The organism is Massilia varians, from assembly GCF_027923905.1.
Lineage (GTDB): Bacteria > Pseudomonadota > Gammaproteobacteria > Burkholderiales > Burkholderiaceae_D > Telluria > Telluria varians_B.
Map to the genome: position 1 here is coordinate 348938 of NZ_AP026966.1, position 14594 is coordinate 363531.

The 14594-nt window shown below is 61.6% G+C and carries 12 protein-coding genes and 3 pseudogenes; 9 read left to right on the plus strand and 6 right to left on the minus strand.

What is annotated here, in order from left to right; genetic code table 11:
* Positions 1-42: 42 nt before the first annotated feature.
* Positions 43-822, minus strand: coding sequence for a septum site-determining protein MinC (gene minC / locus MasN3_RS01670; protein WP_281911737.1), 780 nt, complete (start codon positions 820-822; stop codon positions 43-45).
* Positions 823-1119: 297 nt separating this feature from the next.
* Between minC and MasN3_RS01675 the strand changes: the two are divergent.
* The 5 genes and pseudogenes from MasN3_RS01675 (at position 1120) to MasN3_RS01695 (ending at position 5254) form a co-directional block, all read left to right on the plus strand.
* A pseudogene (locus MasN3_RS01675) lies at positions 1120-2297 on the plus strand (acetyl-CoA C-acetyltransferase).
* Positions 2298-2366: 69 nt separating this feature from the next.
* Positions 2367-3107, plus strand: a complete 741-nt coding sequence (locus tag MasN3_RS01680; protein WP_027864590.1) for a beta-ketoacyl-ACP reductase — start codon at positions 2367-2369, stop codon at positions 3105-3107.
* A 227-nt stretch (positions 3108-3334) separates the two neighbouring features.
* Positions 3335-3550, plus strand: coding sequence for a hypothetical protein (locus tag MasN3_RS25355; RefSeq protein WP_281911740.1), 216 nt, complete (start codon positions 3335-3337; stop codon positions 3548-3550).
* A gap of 484 nt (positions 3551-4034) precedes the next feature.
* Positions 4035-4256 carry a hypothetical protein gene (locus MasN3_RS01690; RefSeq protein WP_281911741.1) on the plus strand — a complete coding sequence of 74 codons (222 nt, stop codon included), beginning with the start codon at positions 4035-4037 and terminating at the stop codon, positions 4254-4256.
* A gap of 641 nt (positions 4257-4897) precedes the next feature.
* Positions 4898-5254, plus strand: coding sequence for a hypothetical protein (locus tag MasN3_RS01695; protein ID WP_281911742.1), 357 nt, complete (start codon positions 4898-4900; stop codon positions 5252-5254).
* A 323-nt stretch (positions 5255-5577) separates the two neighbouring features.
* Here MasN3_RS01695 and MasN3_RS25170 read toward each other — a convergent pair whose 3' ends face one another.
* From MasN3_RS25170 to MasN3_RS01705, 4 genes and pseudogenes are all read right to left on the minus strand, one after another.
* Entirely contained in the window at positions 5578-6399 is an 822-nt protein-coding gene (locus MasN3_RS25170; RefSeq protein ID WP_307730428.1) for an ATP-binding cassette domain-containing protein, read from the minus strand.
* 60 nt (positions 6400-6459) lie between these two features.
* Positions 6460-6738 (minus strand): annotated as a pseudogene (locus tag MasN3_RS25175) (ABC transporter transmembrane domain-containing protein); the annotation flags it as partial.
* Positions 6739-6838: 100 nt separating this feature from the next.
* A pseudogene (locus tag MasN3_RS25180) lies at positions 6839-7723 on the minus strand (cysteine peptidase family C39 domain-containing protein); the annotation flags it as partial.
* A gap of 78 nt (positions 7724-7801) precedes the next feature.
* Positions 7802-8158, minus strand: a complete 357-nt coding sequence (locus MasN3_RS01705; RefSeq protein WP_281911743.1) for an HlyD family secretion protein — start codon at positions 8156-8158, stop codon at positions 7802-7804.
* A gap of 74 nt (positions 8159-8232) precedes the next feature.
* Between MasN3_RS01705 and MasN3_RS01710 the strand changes: the two genes are divergently transcribed.
* Positions 8233-9171, plus strand: coding sequence for an IS5-like element ISEcl7 family transposase (locus tag MasN3_RS01710; RefSeq protein ID WP_045911956.1), 939 nt, complete (start codon positions 8233-8235; stop codon positions 9169-9171).
* Between the two features lie 204 nt (positions 9172-9375).
* On the opposite strand, the gene MasN3_RS01715 is transcribed toward MasN3_RS01710, so the two are convergent.
* Positions 9376-10218 carry a biotin/lipoyl-binding protein gene (locus tag MasN3_RS01715; protein WP_281911745.1) on the minus strand — a complete coding sequence of 281 codons (843 nt, stop codon included), beginning with the start codon at positions 10216-10218 and terminating at the stop codon, positions 9376-9378.
* A 333-nt stretch (positions 10219-10551) separates the two neighbouring features.
* Between MasN3_RS01715 and MasN3_RS01720 the strand changes: the two genes are divergently transcribed.
* The 3 genes from MasN3_RS01720 to pip all read left to right on the plus strand — a co-directional run bounded on the left by MasN3_RS01720 (position 10552) and on the right by pip (position 14594).
* Complete coding sequence (locus tag MasN3_RS01720) at positions 10552-11874, plus strand: amino acid deaminase (RefSeq protein ID WP_281911746.1); 1323 nt, start codon at positions 10552-10554, stop codon at positions 11872-11874.
* 89 nt (positions 11875-11963) lie between these two features.
* Positions 11964-13583 (plus strand): ArnT family glycosyltransferase, encoded by a 1620-nt coding sequence (locus MasN3_RS01725; RefSeq protein ID WP_281911748.1) that lies wholly within the window; start codon positions 11964-11966, stop codon positions 13581-13583.
* Between the two features lie 54 nt (positions 13584-13637).
* Positions 13638-14594, plus strand: coding sequence for a prolyl aminopeptidase (gene pip, locus MasN3_RS01730; RefSeq protein ID WP_281911750.1), 957 nt, complete (start codon positions 13638-13640; stop codon positions 14592-14594).

Sequence of the window (14594 nt, forward strand, 5' to 3'; positions counted from 1 at the left end):
AAAGGTCCTTTACAGTTCTAGCAGTATCTGCGGTCGAAGGGTTTATGCGCGGGATGCCGGCGCCAGCGACGAAATCGCCAGCCGGTCGCCGACCAGCTTGATCTGCGCCGGCTGGCGCGTCAGGTCATTCGGGAAGCCGTCGTCGAAGGTGCGGTACACGCCTGCGATCGACACCAGTTCCGGCTGCATCGACAGGGCAAAGATGCGCGCTTCCGGGTTGCCGGAAGCGCCCGCCAGTGCCCGGCCGTTCAGGGGCGCGTACACGTGGATGCTGCCGTCGGCGATGATTTCCGCGCCATTGTTGACGACCGCGGTGATGATCAGGTCGGTGCCGCGCGCATAGATGCGCTGGCCGGCACGCACCGGGGTGTCGATGATCATGGCCGCCGCCGGCGCGGGCGCCGGGGCTGGTTCGGGCGCTGGGGTGGGCGCGATCGTGGGTGCCGGGGCCGGCGCGGCCGCGGCTGGCACTTCCTTCGCTTCGGGAGCGCGCACGCCGCTCGAACCGTCGTCCAGCGACAGGCCGTGGGCGCGGATCGCATCCGCCATGTCCGGACCGGCGCCGCGCACGGCCACCGCATTGAGCCGGTATTTCTTCAGCAGCGCCACCAGGGCCGGCCAGTCGATGGCCGGGCTTTCATGGGCGATGGCGGCGATGTCGATCACCGCGAATTCGTCCTCGAAGAAGTCCGAGACCCCGCCGGTCATCTGGTTCAGCGCCGCGTCGATCGTGGCCGGGTCGGCCGAATGCAGGATCGTCGAAATGGCGACGACCGTCGAGATCTTGATTTCGATGGGCAGTGAGGATGGGGTCTTCAGCATAAAACGGTCTGGTTGGCGTTGCGCTCGTGCATTCTACTGTGAAATTTGACCGAAAGGACATTTACGTACGCATGATTCCTAGTAGAAATGAATGTTGCCACTACCAGGCGTTGACCGTTCAAAAATATGTGCGCAAGACGGTGACAGCCTGTCATGGCGCGGTTGTAATCGGTGGATAAGCTGATAAGATTGATTTCGATTAAACATGGGCTTTGCGCAAACCGTAAGATGCATGCTTTTCGGCCCTGCCGTCAGTATTAACATTCCCCGGCCAGACCGGGAACTAGGGAGAGCAACATGGAAGACGTCGTCATCGTGGCCGCCGGCCGCACGCCAGTCGGTAAATTCGGCGGCACGCTGGCCAAGATACCTGCCGCCGAACTCGGCGCGCACGTGATTCGCCAACTGCTGGCCAAGACCGGCATCGATCCGCCTCGGTCAGCGAGGTGATCATGGGCCAGGTCCTCACCGCCGGCGCCGGCCAGAACCCAGCCCGCCAGGCCGTCATCAAGGGCGGACTGCCCGACATGGTGCCGGCCCAAACCATCAACATGGTCTGCGGCAGCGGCCTGAAGGCTACCCACCTGGCGGCCCAGGCCATCAAGTGCGGCGACGCCGAGATCGTCATCGCCGGCGGCCAGGAAAACATGAGCGCCTCGCCGCACGTGCTGAACGGCTCGCGCGACGGTTTCCGCATGGGCGACGCCAAGCTGGTCGACACCATGATCGTCGATGGCCTGTGGGATGTGTACAACCAGTACCACATGGGCGTGACCGCCGAGAACGTGGCGCGCAAGTACGAGGTCTCGCGCGCCGAGCAGGATGAATTCGCGCTGCAGTCGCAGCTCAAGGCCGAAGCCGCCCAGAAGGCCGGCAAGTTCAAGGACGAGATCATCCCCGTCGAGATCCCGTCCAGGAAGGGCCCGACCATCTTCGACACCGACGAATACCCGAAGCACGGCTCGACCCTGGAAGCGCTGAGCGGACTGCGCCCGGCCTTCAACAAGGAAGGCAGCGTCACCGCCGGCAACGCCTCCGGCATCAACGACGGCGCCGCGGCCGTCATCATGATGAGCGCGTCGAAGGCGAAAGAGCTGGGCCTGACCCCGCTGGCGCGCATCAAGGCCTACGCATCGGCCGGCCTGGATCCGTCGATCATGGGCATGGGCCCGGTCTCGGCCACCCAGCTGTGCCTCAAGAAGGCCGGCTGGACCCACGAAGACATCGACCTGATGGAAATCAACGAGGCGTTCGCGGCCCAGGCCATCGCGGTCAACAAGGAAATGGGCTGGGATACCTCGAAGATCAACGTGAACGGCGGCGCGATCGCGCTGGGACACCCGATCGGCGCCTCCGGCTGCCGCGTGCTGGTCACCCTGCTGCACGAGATGGTGCGCCGCGACGCCAAGCGCGGCCTGGCCAGCCTGTGCATCGGCGGCGGCATGGGCGTGGCGCTGGCGGTCGAGCGCGACTGAAGCGATACCCGGGACGGCCCGCGGCCGTTCCTCGAACAGCAGTGACTGACAACAAAACTGGAGAAGACAATGGCACGAGTAGCATTGGTGACGGGCGGCATGGGCGGTCTGGGCGAAGCGGTGTGCATCAAGCTGGCCGCGTTGGGTTACAAGGTCGTCACTACATATTCGCCGGGGAACAAGAAGGCAGAGAGCTGGCTGAGCCAGATGAAAGAGCAAGGCTACGACTTCCGGGCCTATCCCTGCGACGTGTCCGATTACGATTCGGCCCAGGCCTGCGTGCGCCAGGTCGAGCAGGAAGTCGGCCCGGTCGACGTGCTGGTGAACAACGCCGGCATCACCCGCGACATGACCTTCAAGAAGATGGACAAGCCAAACTGGGATGCGGTCATGAAGACCAACCTGGATTCCGTGTTCAACATGACCAAGCCGGTCTGCGACGGCATGGTCGAGCGCGGCTGGGGCCGGATCATCAACATTTCGTCGGTGAACGGCCAAAAGGGCGCCTTCGGCCAGACCAACTATTCGGCGGCCAAGGCCGGCATGCACGGCTTCACCAAGGCCCTGGCGCTGGAAGTGGCGCGCAAGGGCGTCACCGTCAACACCATCTCGCCGGGCTACATCGGCACCAAGATGGTGATGGACATCCCGAGCGAAGTGCTGGAATCCAAGATCATCCCGCAGATTCCGATGGGCCGCCTGGGCAAGCCGGAGGAAGTCGCCGGCCTGGTCGCGTACCTGTCGTCGGAAGAGGCGGCGTTCGTGACTGGTGCGAACATCGCGATTAATGGCGGGCAGCATATGCAGTAATGCTTGCCCGAGGGCGAAACAAGTTCTTCTAACTCAGAACGGCCTGGACGAGCGATTGTCCGGGCCGATTTTTTGAGACCGCTCCTGCTCGCAAAGCCGCTTGTTTGTCTTCGGGATCGGCTTGGAGACATCCCGGGTAAGTTGACTATTTTGCAGGACTATAATGCGCTATGCCATTTGAATCGTCGCGAGTTAGTACGCAACGATATCCGGGTGAGCGGAATCTTTTGGATGACCGCGTCGACGGCCTGTCCTTTCACATTTACCAAACGGTTAATCGCCTCGTGTTGCACCAAGATTTTCGGATTCTTGCACAGCGCGCGTGCGAGCAGAATACGCTGTTGCAGTCCACCCGACAGGCCGATACCGATATCACTGACCTGGCCGCCAAGGGTCATGTCGATAGCGAGCGTGAAGCGCGACTGAACAAGCAGGGCTGGTAGGTGCACATCTAGCGCAAGGGCAGCAAAGACAAATTAATATCCAATACACAGCAGCGATGCTATCGCCGCATCGCCAAGCCGCGTGCGCATCGCGCACGTATTTGCCGGCATGGCCCAAATGGGCGGGAAAGCGCAGCATTCCATCGGCCGAGGGAAACGCTGAACTAATCGGTTTCGAACAGCTTTTGGTGCTTTTCCTGTAATCGCGACGCGCAGTAAGGGATTTCCGGCGCGATTAATGCGCCAGAGGACTGAATCAGCCGGTTTTCGTGCATAACTCGAGGGGTTGCCGCACTCAAAAACCAAATTGGGTATATGCTTGTCCAAGGAACCTGCGTGCCATTTGTAAATACCTTTGCTATGCCTCATGCATAGAATGAAGCTAACCCATGTTTAACTGCCCCGATATTGTTGCCCGATTATATAAAAAAAGAGATTATAAATTGCCGTTGTATGACGGCGATTTAAACAAATTGGAGAGAAGATGAATGTTTTAACGTTTGACGAAATCGATATGGTTTCTGGTGGTGATCGAGGTGATGCAACGGCAAACGGCGCTGCTGTTGGCGCGGCCCTTGGCGCTGGCCTGCGTGGCGCAGCAACCGGCGCACGTATGGGCATCGCTCTGGGTGCTGCTGGTGCCTTGGGCGGCGCCGTCATCGGCGGTCTCGTCGGCTACTCGGCATACGAGATCGGCAAGGAGTAATACGTGATTTGGTCCGCCTCGCGAGGCGGACCAGAAAACGATTTTGATTCCTTATGTTATCTTGAAGTGTGATGGGATAGGTGATATATTGCACTACATTAGTAACATCATTAACCTGAATTAACTCAGGATAGTGTTTATAATGCGCTGCATTTGGAGTAGAGATGGCATCTCAATTGTCCTCCCGACAGAAATTTTCGGGTTACACCTTATTTGCGACCATCGTAGCGGTTGGTGCAATTACATTACCTATGATGTTCGGTGACAGAATCACCATCTCCCCGCTCGTGCTTTTCCTCGCGGCAATCATTCCTAATTTGTTTATCCATCAAATCGGGCCAAGCAAGGAAAAGGAGAATAGTGTAATGTCCTCTAGAATATTCCTCCTGCGAATTGCTGCTTCTGCTGCTTCTGCATTCGTTATACTTGGCATTTATCATATTGCTTACACATTAGGGTCGTAGGCCCTGCCCGGTATATTGTCCGTTGCAGGATAAATTGGAGCTGAAGTCCATTACTTATGGCGCTGGACGATACGATCGAGCGGCGGCGTGGCGCCAAGGTTGCGCTAAGGGCATTTATCGTGATCCGGTACGCTCGAGCGACGGCCACTTCGTAAAGGCCAGCGGCTTGCGTTGGCTATGCCTGATGCGCGTTGCGTCAATACCGTGGCAATGCGATGCTGGGCGCTGCCGTTCTGCTCTGTGCTGGCGCCGTCCGAGCGTTATTACCAGAACCGGGGGGGCGCCCGACAAGCTGACCGACCGCGCTCGCCAATTGCTGTTGAAGTCAAGTGCTGGGTACCCGACCGCACGACCGTGGTCGTCGCCGACAGCAGCTTGGCAGCGTTGAAGCTGCTTGGGGCGACGCGTCGCAAACTCCGCGTCATCACCCGTTTGCGACTCGACGCCGCTTTGTATGATCCGGCGCAACAGCATGCATCCGGCGCACGTGGAAGAATCAGTAAGCAGCTCAAGCGCGCCCAGTTCCTAGACTGATTTGCCAACCGTGCACCCTGCCTGATAGGGATTGATTGAGAGCTTCGTCGTCCGCTTTCCAGTTGCTCGTGCGGTACTTCTATGGAGCTCGTTTCATCCGCTCAGGCTACCTGACCTGCAGGATCTACGCTGATCGAGCCTGATTTGCGCAACAAAGCCGTGCCGAGCTGCAGGTTGACTTGCTGAACTACGTGGGCCCGACAACCTCCATATTCCGAAGAGGCGCCACCGGCCCCAAACCATTATCATCGTAGACAAAGAATGTTAGAACAGCAGTCGGAGTCATTCGTTAAGCACGTTTATGATCAAGCGACAGTCGAACTCTAGGCTGCTTGCTTGTCCTCTACTTTCTGCGGGTTCAAATCTTGGGCTACTTGCCCGTTATGTAGCACAATAACGCGCTCTGCCATCTGTATCGTCTCTGGCCGATGCGCGACAATAATCCGGGTCAATGGAATTCTCTGGATCGCCTGGTTGACAGCCTGTTCATTCCAAACGTCCAGGTGGCTGGTTGCTTCGTCCAACACCAGAATCTTTGGATTCTTGTACATCGACCGCGCCAGTAGGATGCGCTGTTTCTGTCCTCCCGACAGACCAGTGCCAATATCTCCCACCAAGGTATTGAAGGCCATCGGCATGGCGGCGATCTCGGGCGCGATAGCGGCTAGCTCGGCGCATTTGTGTACGCGCTGCATGTCGATCATCGGGTCGAAAAAGGCAATGTTGTCTGCAATCGATCCGGCAAACAGGGTGTCATCCTGCATCACGGTGCCGAGCATCTCGCGGTAGTTTGTCATGCCGAGTGAACCAAGGGGCACGTCGCCGATGCGGATTTCACCGCTGGTGGGGGTGAGCAAGCCGAGCAGCAGTTTCATCAGGGTCGTCTTGCCGCATCCGGAGGGCCCGGTAATCGCCACGCATTGGCCGGCCGGAATGCTGAGGTTGAGCTCGCGGATGACTTCAGGTTCGCTGTCGGAATAGCGGAAGCTCAGGTTCTTGATCTCGATCGAGGGCATGATGTGGCTTGCGTCGATCTCGGCCGCCTCGTCATCCCGTTCGGCTTCGGTCAGCACGATGTCGGCCAGGCGCTCGCCGTGCAGGCGAATCATGCGCAGTTCGAACAGCTTGTCGATCAGGCTGGCCATACGCTGGCTGAACTGGTCCTTGTAGCTGATGAATGCGAACAGCATGCCGACCGAGAATTCGTTGTTGAGCACAGCCAGGGCTGCGAGCCAGATGACGATTACACGCTCGCCGCTGAACAGCAGCGTGTTGGCGGTCTGGTACGACATTGACAGCTTGGCGATGCGCAGCTGAGCATTGAATTCGTCGGTCAGCGAGTTCATCCAGCCCGAGCGGCGTTCGTCGCTGCGGCCGAACAGGCGGATGCTTTGCATGCCACGGACGGTTTCCATGAAGTGGCTCTGCTGTTTTGCGGCATGGATGATCTGCTCGGAGTTCGCGTCGCGCAGCGGGCGGAACATGGCCCAGCGCAGCAGTGCGTACAGAACTACGGCGACGCAGGGCCACTGCCGCCAGCGTGGAGCTGTACAGCAGCATCATGATCAGTGTGCCAAGCACCAGCACGCCGTCGATCACGCCCTCCACGAACTGGGTGGTCAGGCTAGTCTGCATCTGCTGAATCGAGCCGAAGCGCGAAACGATGTCGCCGGTATGGCGCTTTTCGAAGTACGGCAGCGGCAATTTCAGCAGGTGGGAGAAGGCATTGCCCAGCCATTGCAGGTTCAGGCTGGTGGCGAGCACCGTGGTGACCCAGGAGCGCACGGCGCCGATCGCGGTCTGCAGCAGTACCAGCAGCAGGAAACCGCAGCCCAGCACCGTGATCAGGTCGCGGTCCGCGGCCAGCAGAGCCTCGTCCACGATCCACTGCATGTAGAACGGTGCGACCAGGGCGCACACCTGCAAAGCCAGGCCGAGCGCGAGCAGCTGGAACAGGCTGCGGCGCAGGCCGACCACGCGTCCCATCAAGGAGAACAGGGAGAACTGCTGGCGCTCTTCCTTGGCCTCGAACTGTGCGCTCGGCGTCAGCTCGAGCGCGATGCCGGTGAAGTGCTTGGCGAACTCCTCCATCGGCAGGCGCCGCTCGCCGACGGCCGGATCGTGCACGACGACATGCTTGGCCGAGACCGACTCGAGCACCACGAAGTGATTCAAATCCCAATGCAGGATACAGGGCAACTTCAGCTCGGGCAGATGCTGCAGGTCCAGTTTCAGCGGACGCGTTTGCAGCGACAGGCCGCCGGCCATCGCCATCAGGCCCTTCAGGCTCACGCCCTTCATCGACACCGAGAAGCGGCGGCGCATGCTCGGGATATCGATCCGGTGGCCCCAGTAGCTTGCGACCATGGCCATGCACGCCAGGCCGCATTCGGCTGCTTCGGTTTGCAGCAGGACGGGTAGCCGGCGGCTGTTCCAGAAAGCTAACTGGGAAAGAATGGGAAATTGCATAGTCGGCTGAGATCAGGGATGTGCCGGCCGTAGGTCGGGCCGCGGCCGGCAAGATGGTCAAAGACGAATGGTGTCTGCTTACAGGCGGCCCGAAATACTGAACACCGGCTCCAGCACCCATTCGTAGAGCTTGCGGCGCTCGAGCATGACGCTGGCGTCGACCAGCATGCCCGAGCGTAGCGGCATCGCCGTGCCATAGGCCCGTACAGTCTGCTGATCGAGCTCGAGCCGGACGCGGTACACCGGTTCCGACTGGGACGCGCCCGGCATGGCAGCTGCCGAGGTAGGCAGCTCCTCGGGGCGTACCGACGTGGTGGCCACCTCCCGCACACGGGCCGCATGCTGGCCGAACTTCTGGTACGGGAAAGCCTGGTAGCGCAGCAAGGCGGTCATGCCTGGCTTGATGAAACCGACCGCACGCGATGGCACATACATTTCCGCTTCCAGCTGGCTTTGTTGCACAAATCGGCCCATCAGCGGCCGAGGCGCAGCACGGGTAAACTGACGGCATGATTGCTCCCGTAAAGCTGAAGTACCGAACGACCAACTGGAAAGACTACAACGCGGCATTGAAAGCCCGCGGCTCGCTGCTGATCTGGCTGGACAAGGACATGTGCTGGCACGGCAGTGCGAGCGGCAAGCGGGGCCGCAGTCCGAAGTACAGCGAGGCGGCGGTCCAGTTCTGCCTGACCGTTAAGGGCCTGTTCAATCTGCCCTTGCGCCAGGCCATGGGTATGACGCAGAGTCTGCTCGGGTTGGCCGGACTGGACTGGCAAGTGCCCGACTTCAGCACGGTCAGCCGGCGCCAGAAGCGTCTTTCGGTGACGATCGGAGCGCAGCCGACGACGACGGGATTGCACCTGCTGGTCGACAGTACAGGCATCAAGATGCTGGGCGAAGGCGAGTGGAAGACGAAGAAGCATGGTGCCGACTACCGTCGCCAATGGCGCAAGATCCACCTTGGCATTGACGCGGCCACGCTGGAAATCCGGGCGATCGAGGTGACCGACAATGCCACCGGCGATGCCCCAATGCTGCCGTGCTTGCTCGACCAGATACCCACCGAGGAGGTTGTCGCGAGCGTCAGTGGCGACGGCGCCTACGACACGAAAGGCTGCCACGAAGCGATTGCACAACGCGGAGCGCAGGCACTCATTCCGACACGCAAGAACGCCAAGCCATGGAAGGACCAGCGTCCCGGTGCCAAAGCGCGCAATGCCATCCTGGCGGCCACCCGCCGGCTTGGCCGGAAGATCTGGAAAAAGTGGAGCGGGTATCACCGGCGCAGCCTTGTCGAGACCAAAATGCGTTGCTTCAAGCTGCTTGGTGAACGCGTCATGGCGCGCGACTTCGACCGTCAGGTCGCCGAGTTGCAGGTCCGTGCCGCCATCCTCAATCGCTTCACGCGCTTGGGCACGCCCACGACCGTAGCGGTGACCATGCCGTAAATCCGTCTGGGGTTTGGGGTACTACGCGCTCAATTGATTTATGCAACAAAGCCCTTCCAGCTTGTTCCCCTCCGGCAGGATCGATACCAGCGAAGTGCTGGTACCGACGGTCTGACCGAGATTGGCGGAGATCGCCGTGACCGTGCCGCTCTGGCGCGCGCGCACTAGGATTTCGCGGCGCGCCTCGTTCTCGGTCAGGTCTTGCTAGAGCATCGAGGCATTGCGGCGCAAGGCGTTTTCGTCGCGCAGCGCCTGTACTGCGATGTCCCGTTCCTCCGCCTGGGTGCCGGCCAGGTCGCGCTGGGTCGCCGAGCGGATGCGTTCGATCTCGAGCAGGCGCTGGCGCTGGTCGAGCAGCTCGGCTTCGCGCTCCTGCAGTTGCGCCGCCGAGATGTAGTTAGTCGCCTTCAACTGCGCGAAGCGCGCCACGGTCTGCTCGGACAGGGCGATGCGCTGCTTCTGCATGAGCGCCTGGTTGTCCAGGCGCTTGATCTCGCTTTGCAAGTCTTGCGCGCGCTGCTGCAGGGCTGCGCGGCGCTGGGCGAACTGTGCCTTGGCTTGCTGCAGTTCGGCATGGAAGCTGTCGCGGCGTCGCGTCAGCAGGTCGGAAACCAGGGCCTCGGTGGAACTTGCTTCAGCATTGCTGCGCTCGCTGGACACGACGAACAAGACATCGCCTTCGCGCACGAACTGGCCTTCCTTGATGCGCGCTTCCTTGATCACGCCCATCTGGGTTGAATACACCCGGATAACACCTGCGGTCGGCACCAGCATGCCCTGGACGTGCGACTTGCGGGGCGTCTCGAAAAAGATGAAAAAGGCGATGAGCAGCAAGGCCAAGGTTACGAACACGCCGGTTAGCACCACATGGCTGACCGAGCGGGTCAGGACGACGGTGCCGTACTGGCGCACCGTGACGTGTTCGATGGCCTGCTGGCGGAACAAGGTCTTGGGCGCAGCGGCGGGTTCAGGTGTCGCTGCGGGAGCTGGAGCATGTTCGGACGGCGTATTTTCCTGCTCGCCCGAAGTCGTAACGGTGTCGCGCAAAATCTGTCACTTTCAAAGCTGGTTCCAGGCATTCTGCCTGCATGCGGTATTGATTACGGGCACGATAGACCCAGCTACAACAACGAAAAAACTTGGTGTAGTGCTGCAAGATATGCACGAGTATGGCACTGGCTTTCAAGGCTTTGCAAGATCGGAACATTCGCTCTTGGTTTTTTTGCGCAGGTTATGCGACCGGCTTAAAAACAATGGAAATCCACGACACAATGTTGGTAATAATGCACTATGCAGAACTGATCTCTCAGTGCTGACCGGGCTTCCAGATACCGGGACGAATTACAATCATGGCCTTCCTCACAACCTAGAGAGGTTCCGATGCACACTCTCCCGCGCGGCGCCTTGGCCCTGTCCAGCCTCGACGAACAATTCCTGCTGCCCGGCACCAAGGGCCTGCCCTTGACCGAAGCGCTGCGCCAGGGCGCGATCGGCGTGCAGGGCTGGAACGTCCTGCGCGGCGACACCTCCTTCCCGGTCGCCGTCCTGAAGGCTTCGGCGCTCCAGCACAACCTGGCCTGGATGCGCGACTTCTGCGCGCGCCACGGCGCCACGCTGGCGCCGCATGGCAAGACCACGATGAGTCCGCAGCTGTTCGCGGCCCAGCTGGCGGGTGGCGCCTGGAGCATCACGCTGGCCAGCGCCACACAGGTGCAGGTGGCGCACCGTTTCAACGTGCGCCGCGTGCTGCTGGCCAACCAGCTGGTGGCGCGCGCCGACATCGAGGCGGTGCTGGCGCTGCTGCATGAGGACCCCGATTTCGAATGCTTCGTGCTGGCCGACTCGCTCGAGGGCGTCGCGCGCCTATCAACGGCGGTGGTGGCGCGCGGCCTGGCCCGGCCCCTGCCGGTACTGGTCGAACTCGGCCTGGCCGGCAAGCGTGCCGGCTGCCGGACGAGCGACGAAGCGATCGCGGTGGCGCGCGCCATCGCCGCGGCCGATGGCCTGGCGCTGGCAGGCTTCGAAGGCTACGAAGGCCTCCTGGTCAGCGCCGACCGCGATGCCGACCTGCGCGCGGTGCGCGCTTTCCTGGCCGAGCTGGTGGACCTGGTCGAGACGGCGGATGGGCAACGGCTGTTCGGCGCGCCTGAGATCCTGATTTCGGCCGGCGGCTCGTCCTATTTCGACCTGGTGGCGCGCGGTTTCGCCGGCATGGACGACTTGTCGCGCCCGGTGCGCCCCGTGCTGCGCAGCGGCTGCTACCTCACCAGCGACCACGGCTCCTACCAGCGCCTGCTGGCCCAGCTCGACGCCCGCGAAGCGCATACCGTGGAAGGATTGCGCCCGGCGCTGGAAGTCTGGAGCACCGTGCAGTCGCGCCCCGAGCCGGGCCTGGCCATCCTCACCATGGGCAAGCGCGACGCCTCCTATGACGAGGCGCTGCCGACCCCGCTGTTGACCCACCGTCCGGGCAGCGGCGCCGCGGCGCCCACGGCGCTGCCGCCGGGCTGCACGATCGTCAAGATGAACGACCAGCACGCCTACCTGGCGCTGCCGGAGGGCGAACTGCGCGCCAGCCTGCAGGTCGGCGACCTGGTCGGCTGCGGCATCTCGCACCCCTGCACCACCTTCGACAAGTGGCAAGTCTTGTTGGCAGTGGACGATGCTTATACCGTGATACAGGCGCTAAATACCTTCTTTTAGCAAGAAAGTCACAGCGCGGCGCGACCTGCTTGTTAATTTAATTATTGGTAAGTATTCTAACCAGACTTCTTTCCATTTTTTATTGCGCCATGGACATTGATGGTTCCCACATTCGCAAGTTGTTTATTCCGTTTACGCTGGCGCTGCTTGTAGGCTTACTCTATCTTGGCGCGCCATCAGGGAATACTTTTTCTTGGAGCGACGCGCCACGCCATGCCCTGAACGGCGTGTTCATCAAGGACTTGTTCATAGATGCGCCCCTTGGCGACCCGGTCGGCTATGCCTACGCCTATTACACCAAGTATCCGGCATTGACCATCCTGTTCTACCCACCGCTGTTCTATGCGATCAGTGCGCCCTTTTATGCGCTTTTCGGCGTTTCCGAACACACGGCACTGCTGGTGATCGGGCTCCATTACGTCGCCTTTGCCTGGGGTAGCTTACGCCTGTTTCGCTTCTGGCTGGGGGAGTGGCAAGCCCTGGCCGCCGCAGTGATGCTGATAGCGGCGCCCGAGATTGCCTTCTGGGGTCGTCAGGTGATGCTCGAGATTCCCAGCCTCGCCTTCTCGATCTGGAGCGCTGTACTATTCACGCGCTACCGGCGCGAGTCCCGCTCCAGCCTGCTGTACTGGACGCTGGTGCTACTGGTAATGGCCATGTATACCAAGCTGACGGCCGGTTTCATGGCACTGGTCTACGCCGTTACCTTGCTGGCCGAGCGGCGCTCCACGCTGCTGCGCGACCGCCACGCCTGGGGCGCCGCCCTCCTTGGCTTGGTGGGTCTGATTCCGCTGCTGGTCCTGACTGTCAAGTTCGGCCAGGCGAACGTCCAGTCGGCCACCGGCATCGCCGACGCCCTGGCCTCGCGTTCTTCGCTTGCCGGCTGGACCTGGTATGTGGAACGCCTGCCGGGACAACTCGGCTGGCCACTGGTCATCGCCGCCGCCGTCGGCGCCCTGGTCCTGCTGAAGCGTCGCCGCATAGAAGGCTTCATCCGCGGCGACCTGCTATTCTGGATGCTCTGGTTCCTGTTCGGCTACCTGTTCTTCTCGGCCATCGATCTGAAGGAAGCACGCCATTCCCTGTTCATCCTGCCACCGGTGGTACTGGTTGCGGTGCTGGCGCTGTCGACCCTGCTGCCGGCCCGTGCCGTCGCGCCGGCCTGCGCCGTGCTGGCCGTACTGGTGCTTGGCCAGACTGCCTTGATGCGCCCCGTCCATTACGTGGGCGGCTATTCCGAAGCGGCTGATTTCGTCGCGCGCAAGGCCAAGCGCGGCACTGCGGTGCTGTTCTCCGGCTACCGCGACGGCTCCTTCGTATTCAACATGCGGGCGCGTGAAGACCGCAGGGACATGTCGGTCGTCCGCGCCGACAAGCTGCTGCTGAACGTGGCGGTAAGGCGCGAATTGGGCGTCAAGGAAAAAGAGTTGGATGAAGCGGCGATCAGTGAGCGCATCGACAGCCTCGGCATTGAATACGTGGTAGTGCAGCCGGGTTTCTGGAACGACCTCGCGGTTATGCAGCGCTTCGAGCAGGTTATTGCCTCGGAACAGTTCGAGGAAGTTGCCCGCATCAATACGCCGTCCAACTATTCGGCCCACGAGAAAGAACTGGTCATCTACCGCAACCGCCATCCGGTGAAGGCAGGCGGCGCACAGCACGAGATCGAGCTGCCGATCATTGGCCGCACGATTCCGGCAGTGCGATAAGGACACGCTGGTAGGCTACAATCGGCGCTTATCTGCCGAGAGAGTTAAGTCCTCATGACCGCCACACCGCCGTCCCTGTTCCCGCCGATCCAGCCCATCCGCCACGGCATGCTCGCCGTCGACGAGTTGCACACGATCTACTGGGAAGAAGTCGGCAACCCCAACGGCATCCCGGTGCTGTTCCTGCATGGCGGGCCGGGCGCCGGCCTGTCGCCGCAGCACCGCCGCTTCTTCGACCCGAGCGCCTACCGCGTGATCCTGTTCGACCAGCGCGGGGCCGGCAAGTCGACGCCGCTGGGCGAATGGCGCAACAACACGACCCAGCTCCTGATCGACGACATCGAGCGCTTGCGCCAGATGTTCGGCGTCAAGCAGTGGCTGGTGTTCGGCGGCTCCTGGGGCTCGACCCTGGCGCTGGCCTATGGCCAGGCCTACCCGGAGCGCTGCCTCGGCTTCGTGCTGCGCGGGATCTTCCTGTGCACGAAGCCCGAGGTCGACTGGTTCATCAACGGGGTCAAGTGGTTCTATCCCGAGCTGTACGAGGAATTCGTGGCGCCGATCCCGCAGGCCGAGCGCGGCGACCTGCTCAAGGCCTATTGCGAGCGCCTGCTGTGCGACGACCCGGCCGTGTACTGGCCGGCCGCGCGCGCCTGGAGCCGCTTCGAAGGCCGGCGCGTGTTCCTGCTGCCGCAGCCGGACGAGCCGTCGTCGGATGCGCTCGACCTCGGTGTCGGCCGCCTGGAGTCGCACTACATGCTGCACGGCGCTTTTCTCGACGAAGACCAGCTGGTGCGCGACATCGGCCGCATCGCCCACCTGCCGGCCACCATCGTGCAGGGCCGCTACGACGTGATCTGCCCGCCGCTGTCGGCCTGGCGCCTGCACCAGGCCTGGCCCGGCGCGAAACTGCACATGATTCCGGACGGCGGCCACGGCGCCCTCGAGACCGGCATCGCCCGCGCGCTGGTGAACGCCACCGAGCAGTTCAAGCGCCACGGCCGCTTTGATTGA

Bases quoted from the DNA above. Each gene is read 5' to 3' on its own strand.
- MasN3_RS01705 (WP_281911743.1), bottom strand. From the start codon at position 8,158: ATGTATGTGCCATCGCGTGCGGTCGGTTTCATCAAGCCAGGCATGACC.
- minC (WP_281911737.1), bottom strand. From the start codon at position 822: ATGCTGAAGACCCCATCCTCACTGCCCATCGAAATCAAGATCTCGACG.
- MasN3_RS01710 (WP_045911956.1), top strand. From the start codon at position 8,233: ATGATTGCTCCCGTAAAGCTGAAGTACCGAACGACCAACTGGAAAGAC.
- MasN3_RS25170 (WP_307730428.1), bottom strand. From the start codon at position 6,399: ATGGCCAGCCTGATCGACAAGCTGTTCGAACTGCGCATGATTCGCCTG.
- MasN3_RS01690 (WP_281911741.1), top strand. From the start codon at position 4,035: ATGAATGTTTTAACGTTTGACGAAATCGATATGGTTTCTGGTGGTGAT.
- MasN3_RS01725 (WP_281911748.1), top strand. From the start codon at position 11,964: ATGGACATTGATGGTTCCCACATTCGCAAGTTGTTTATTCCGTTTACG.
- pip (WP_281911750.1), top strand. From the start codon at position 13,638: ATGACCGCCACACCGCCGTCCCTGTTCCCGCCGATCCAGCCCATCCGC.
- MasN3_RS01720 (WP_281911746.1), top strand. From the start codon at position 10,552: ATGCACACTCTCCCGCGCGGCGCCTTGGCCCTGTCCAGCCTCGACGAA.
- MasN3_RS01680 (WP_027864590.1), top strand. From the start codon at position 2,367: ATGGCACGAGTAGCATTGGTGACGGGCGGCATGGGCGGTCTGGGCGAA.
- MasN3_RS01695 (WP_281911742.1), top strand. From the start codon at position 4,898: ATGCCTGATGCGCGTTGCGTCAATACCGTGGCAATGCGATGCTGGGCG.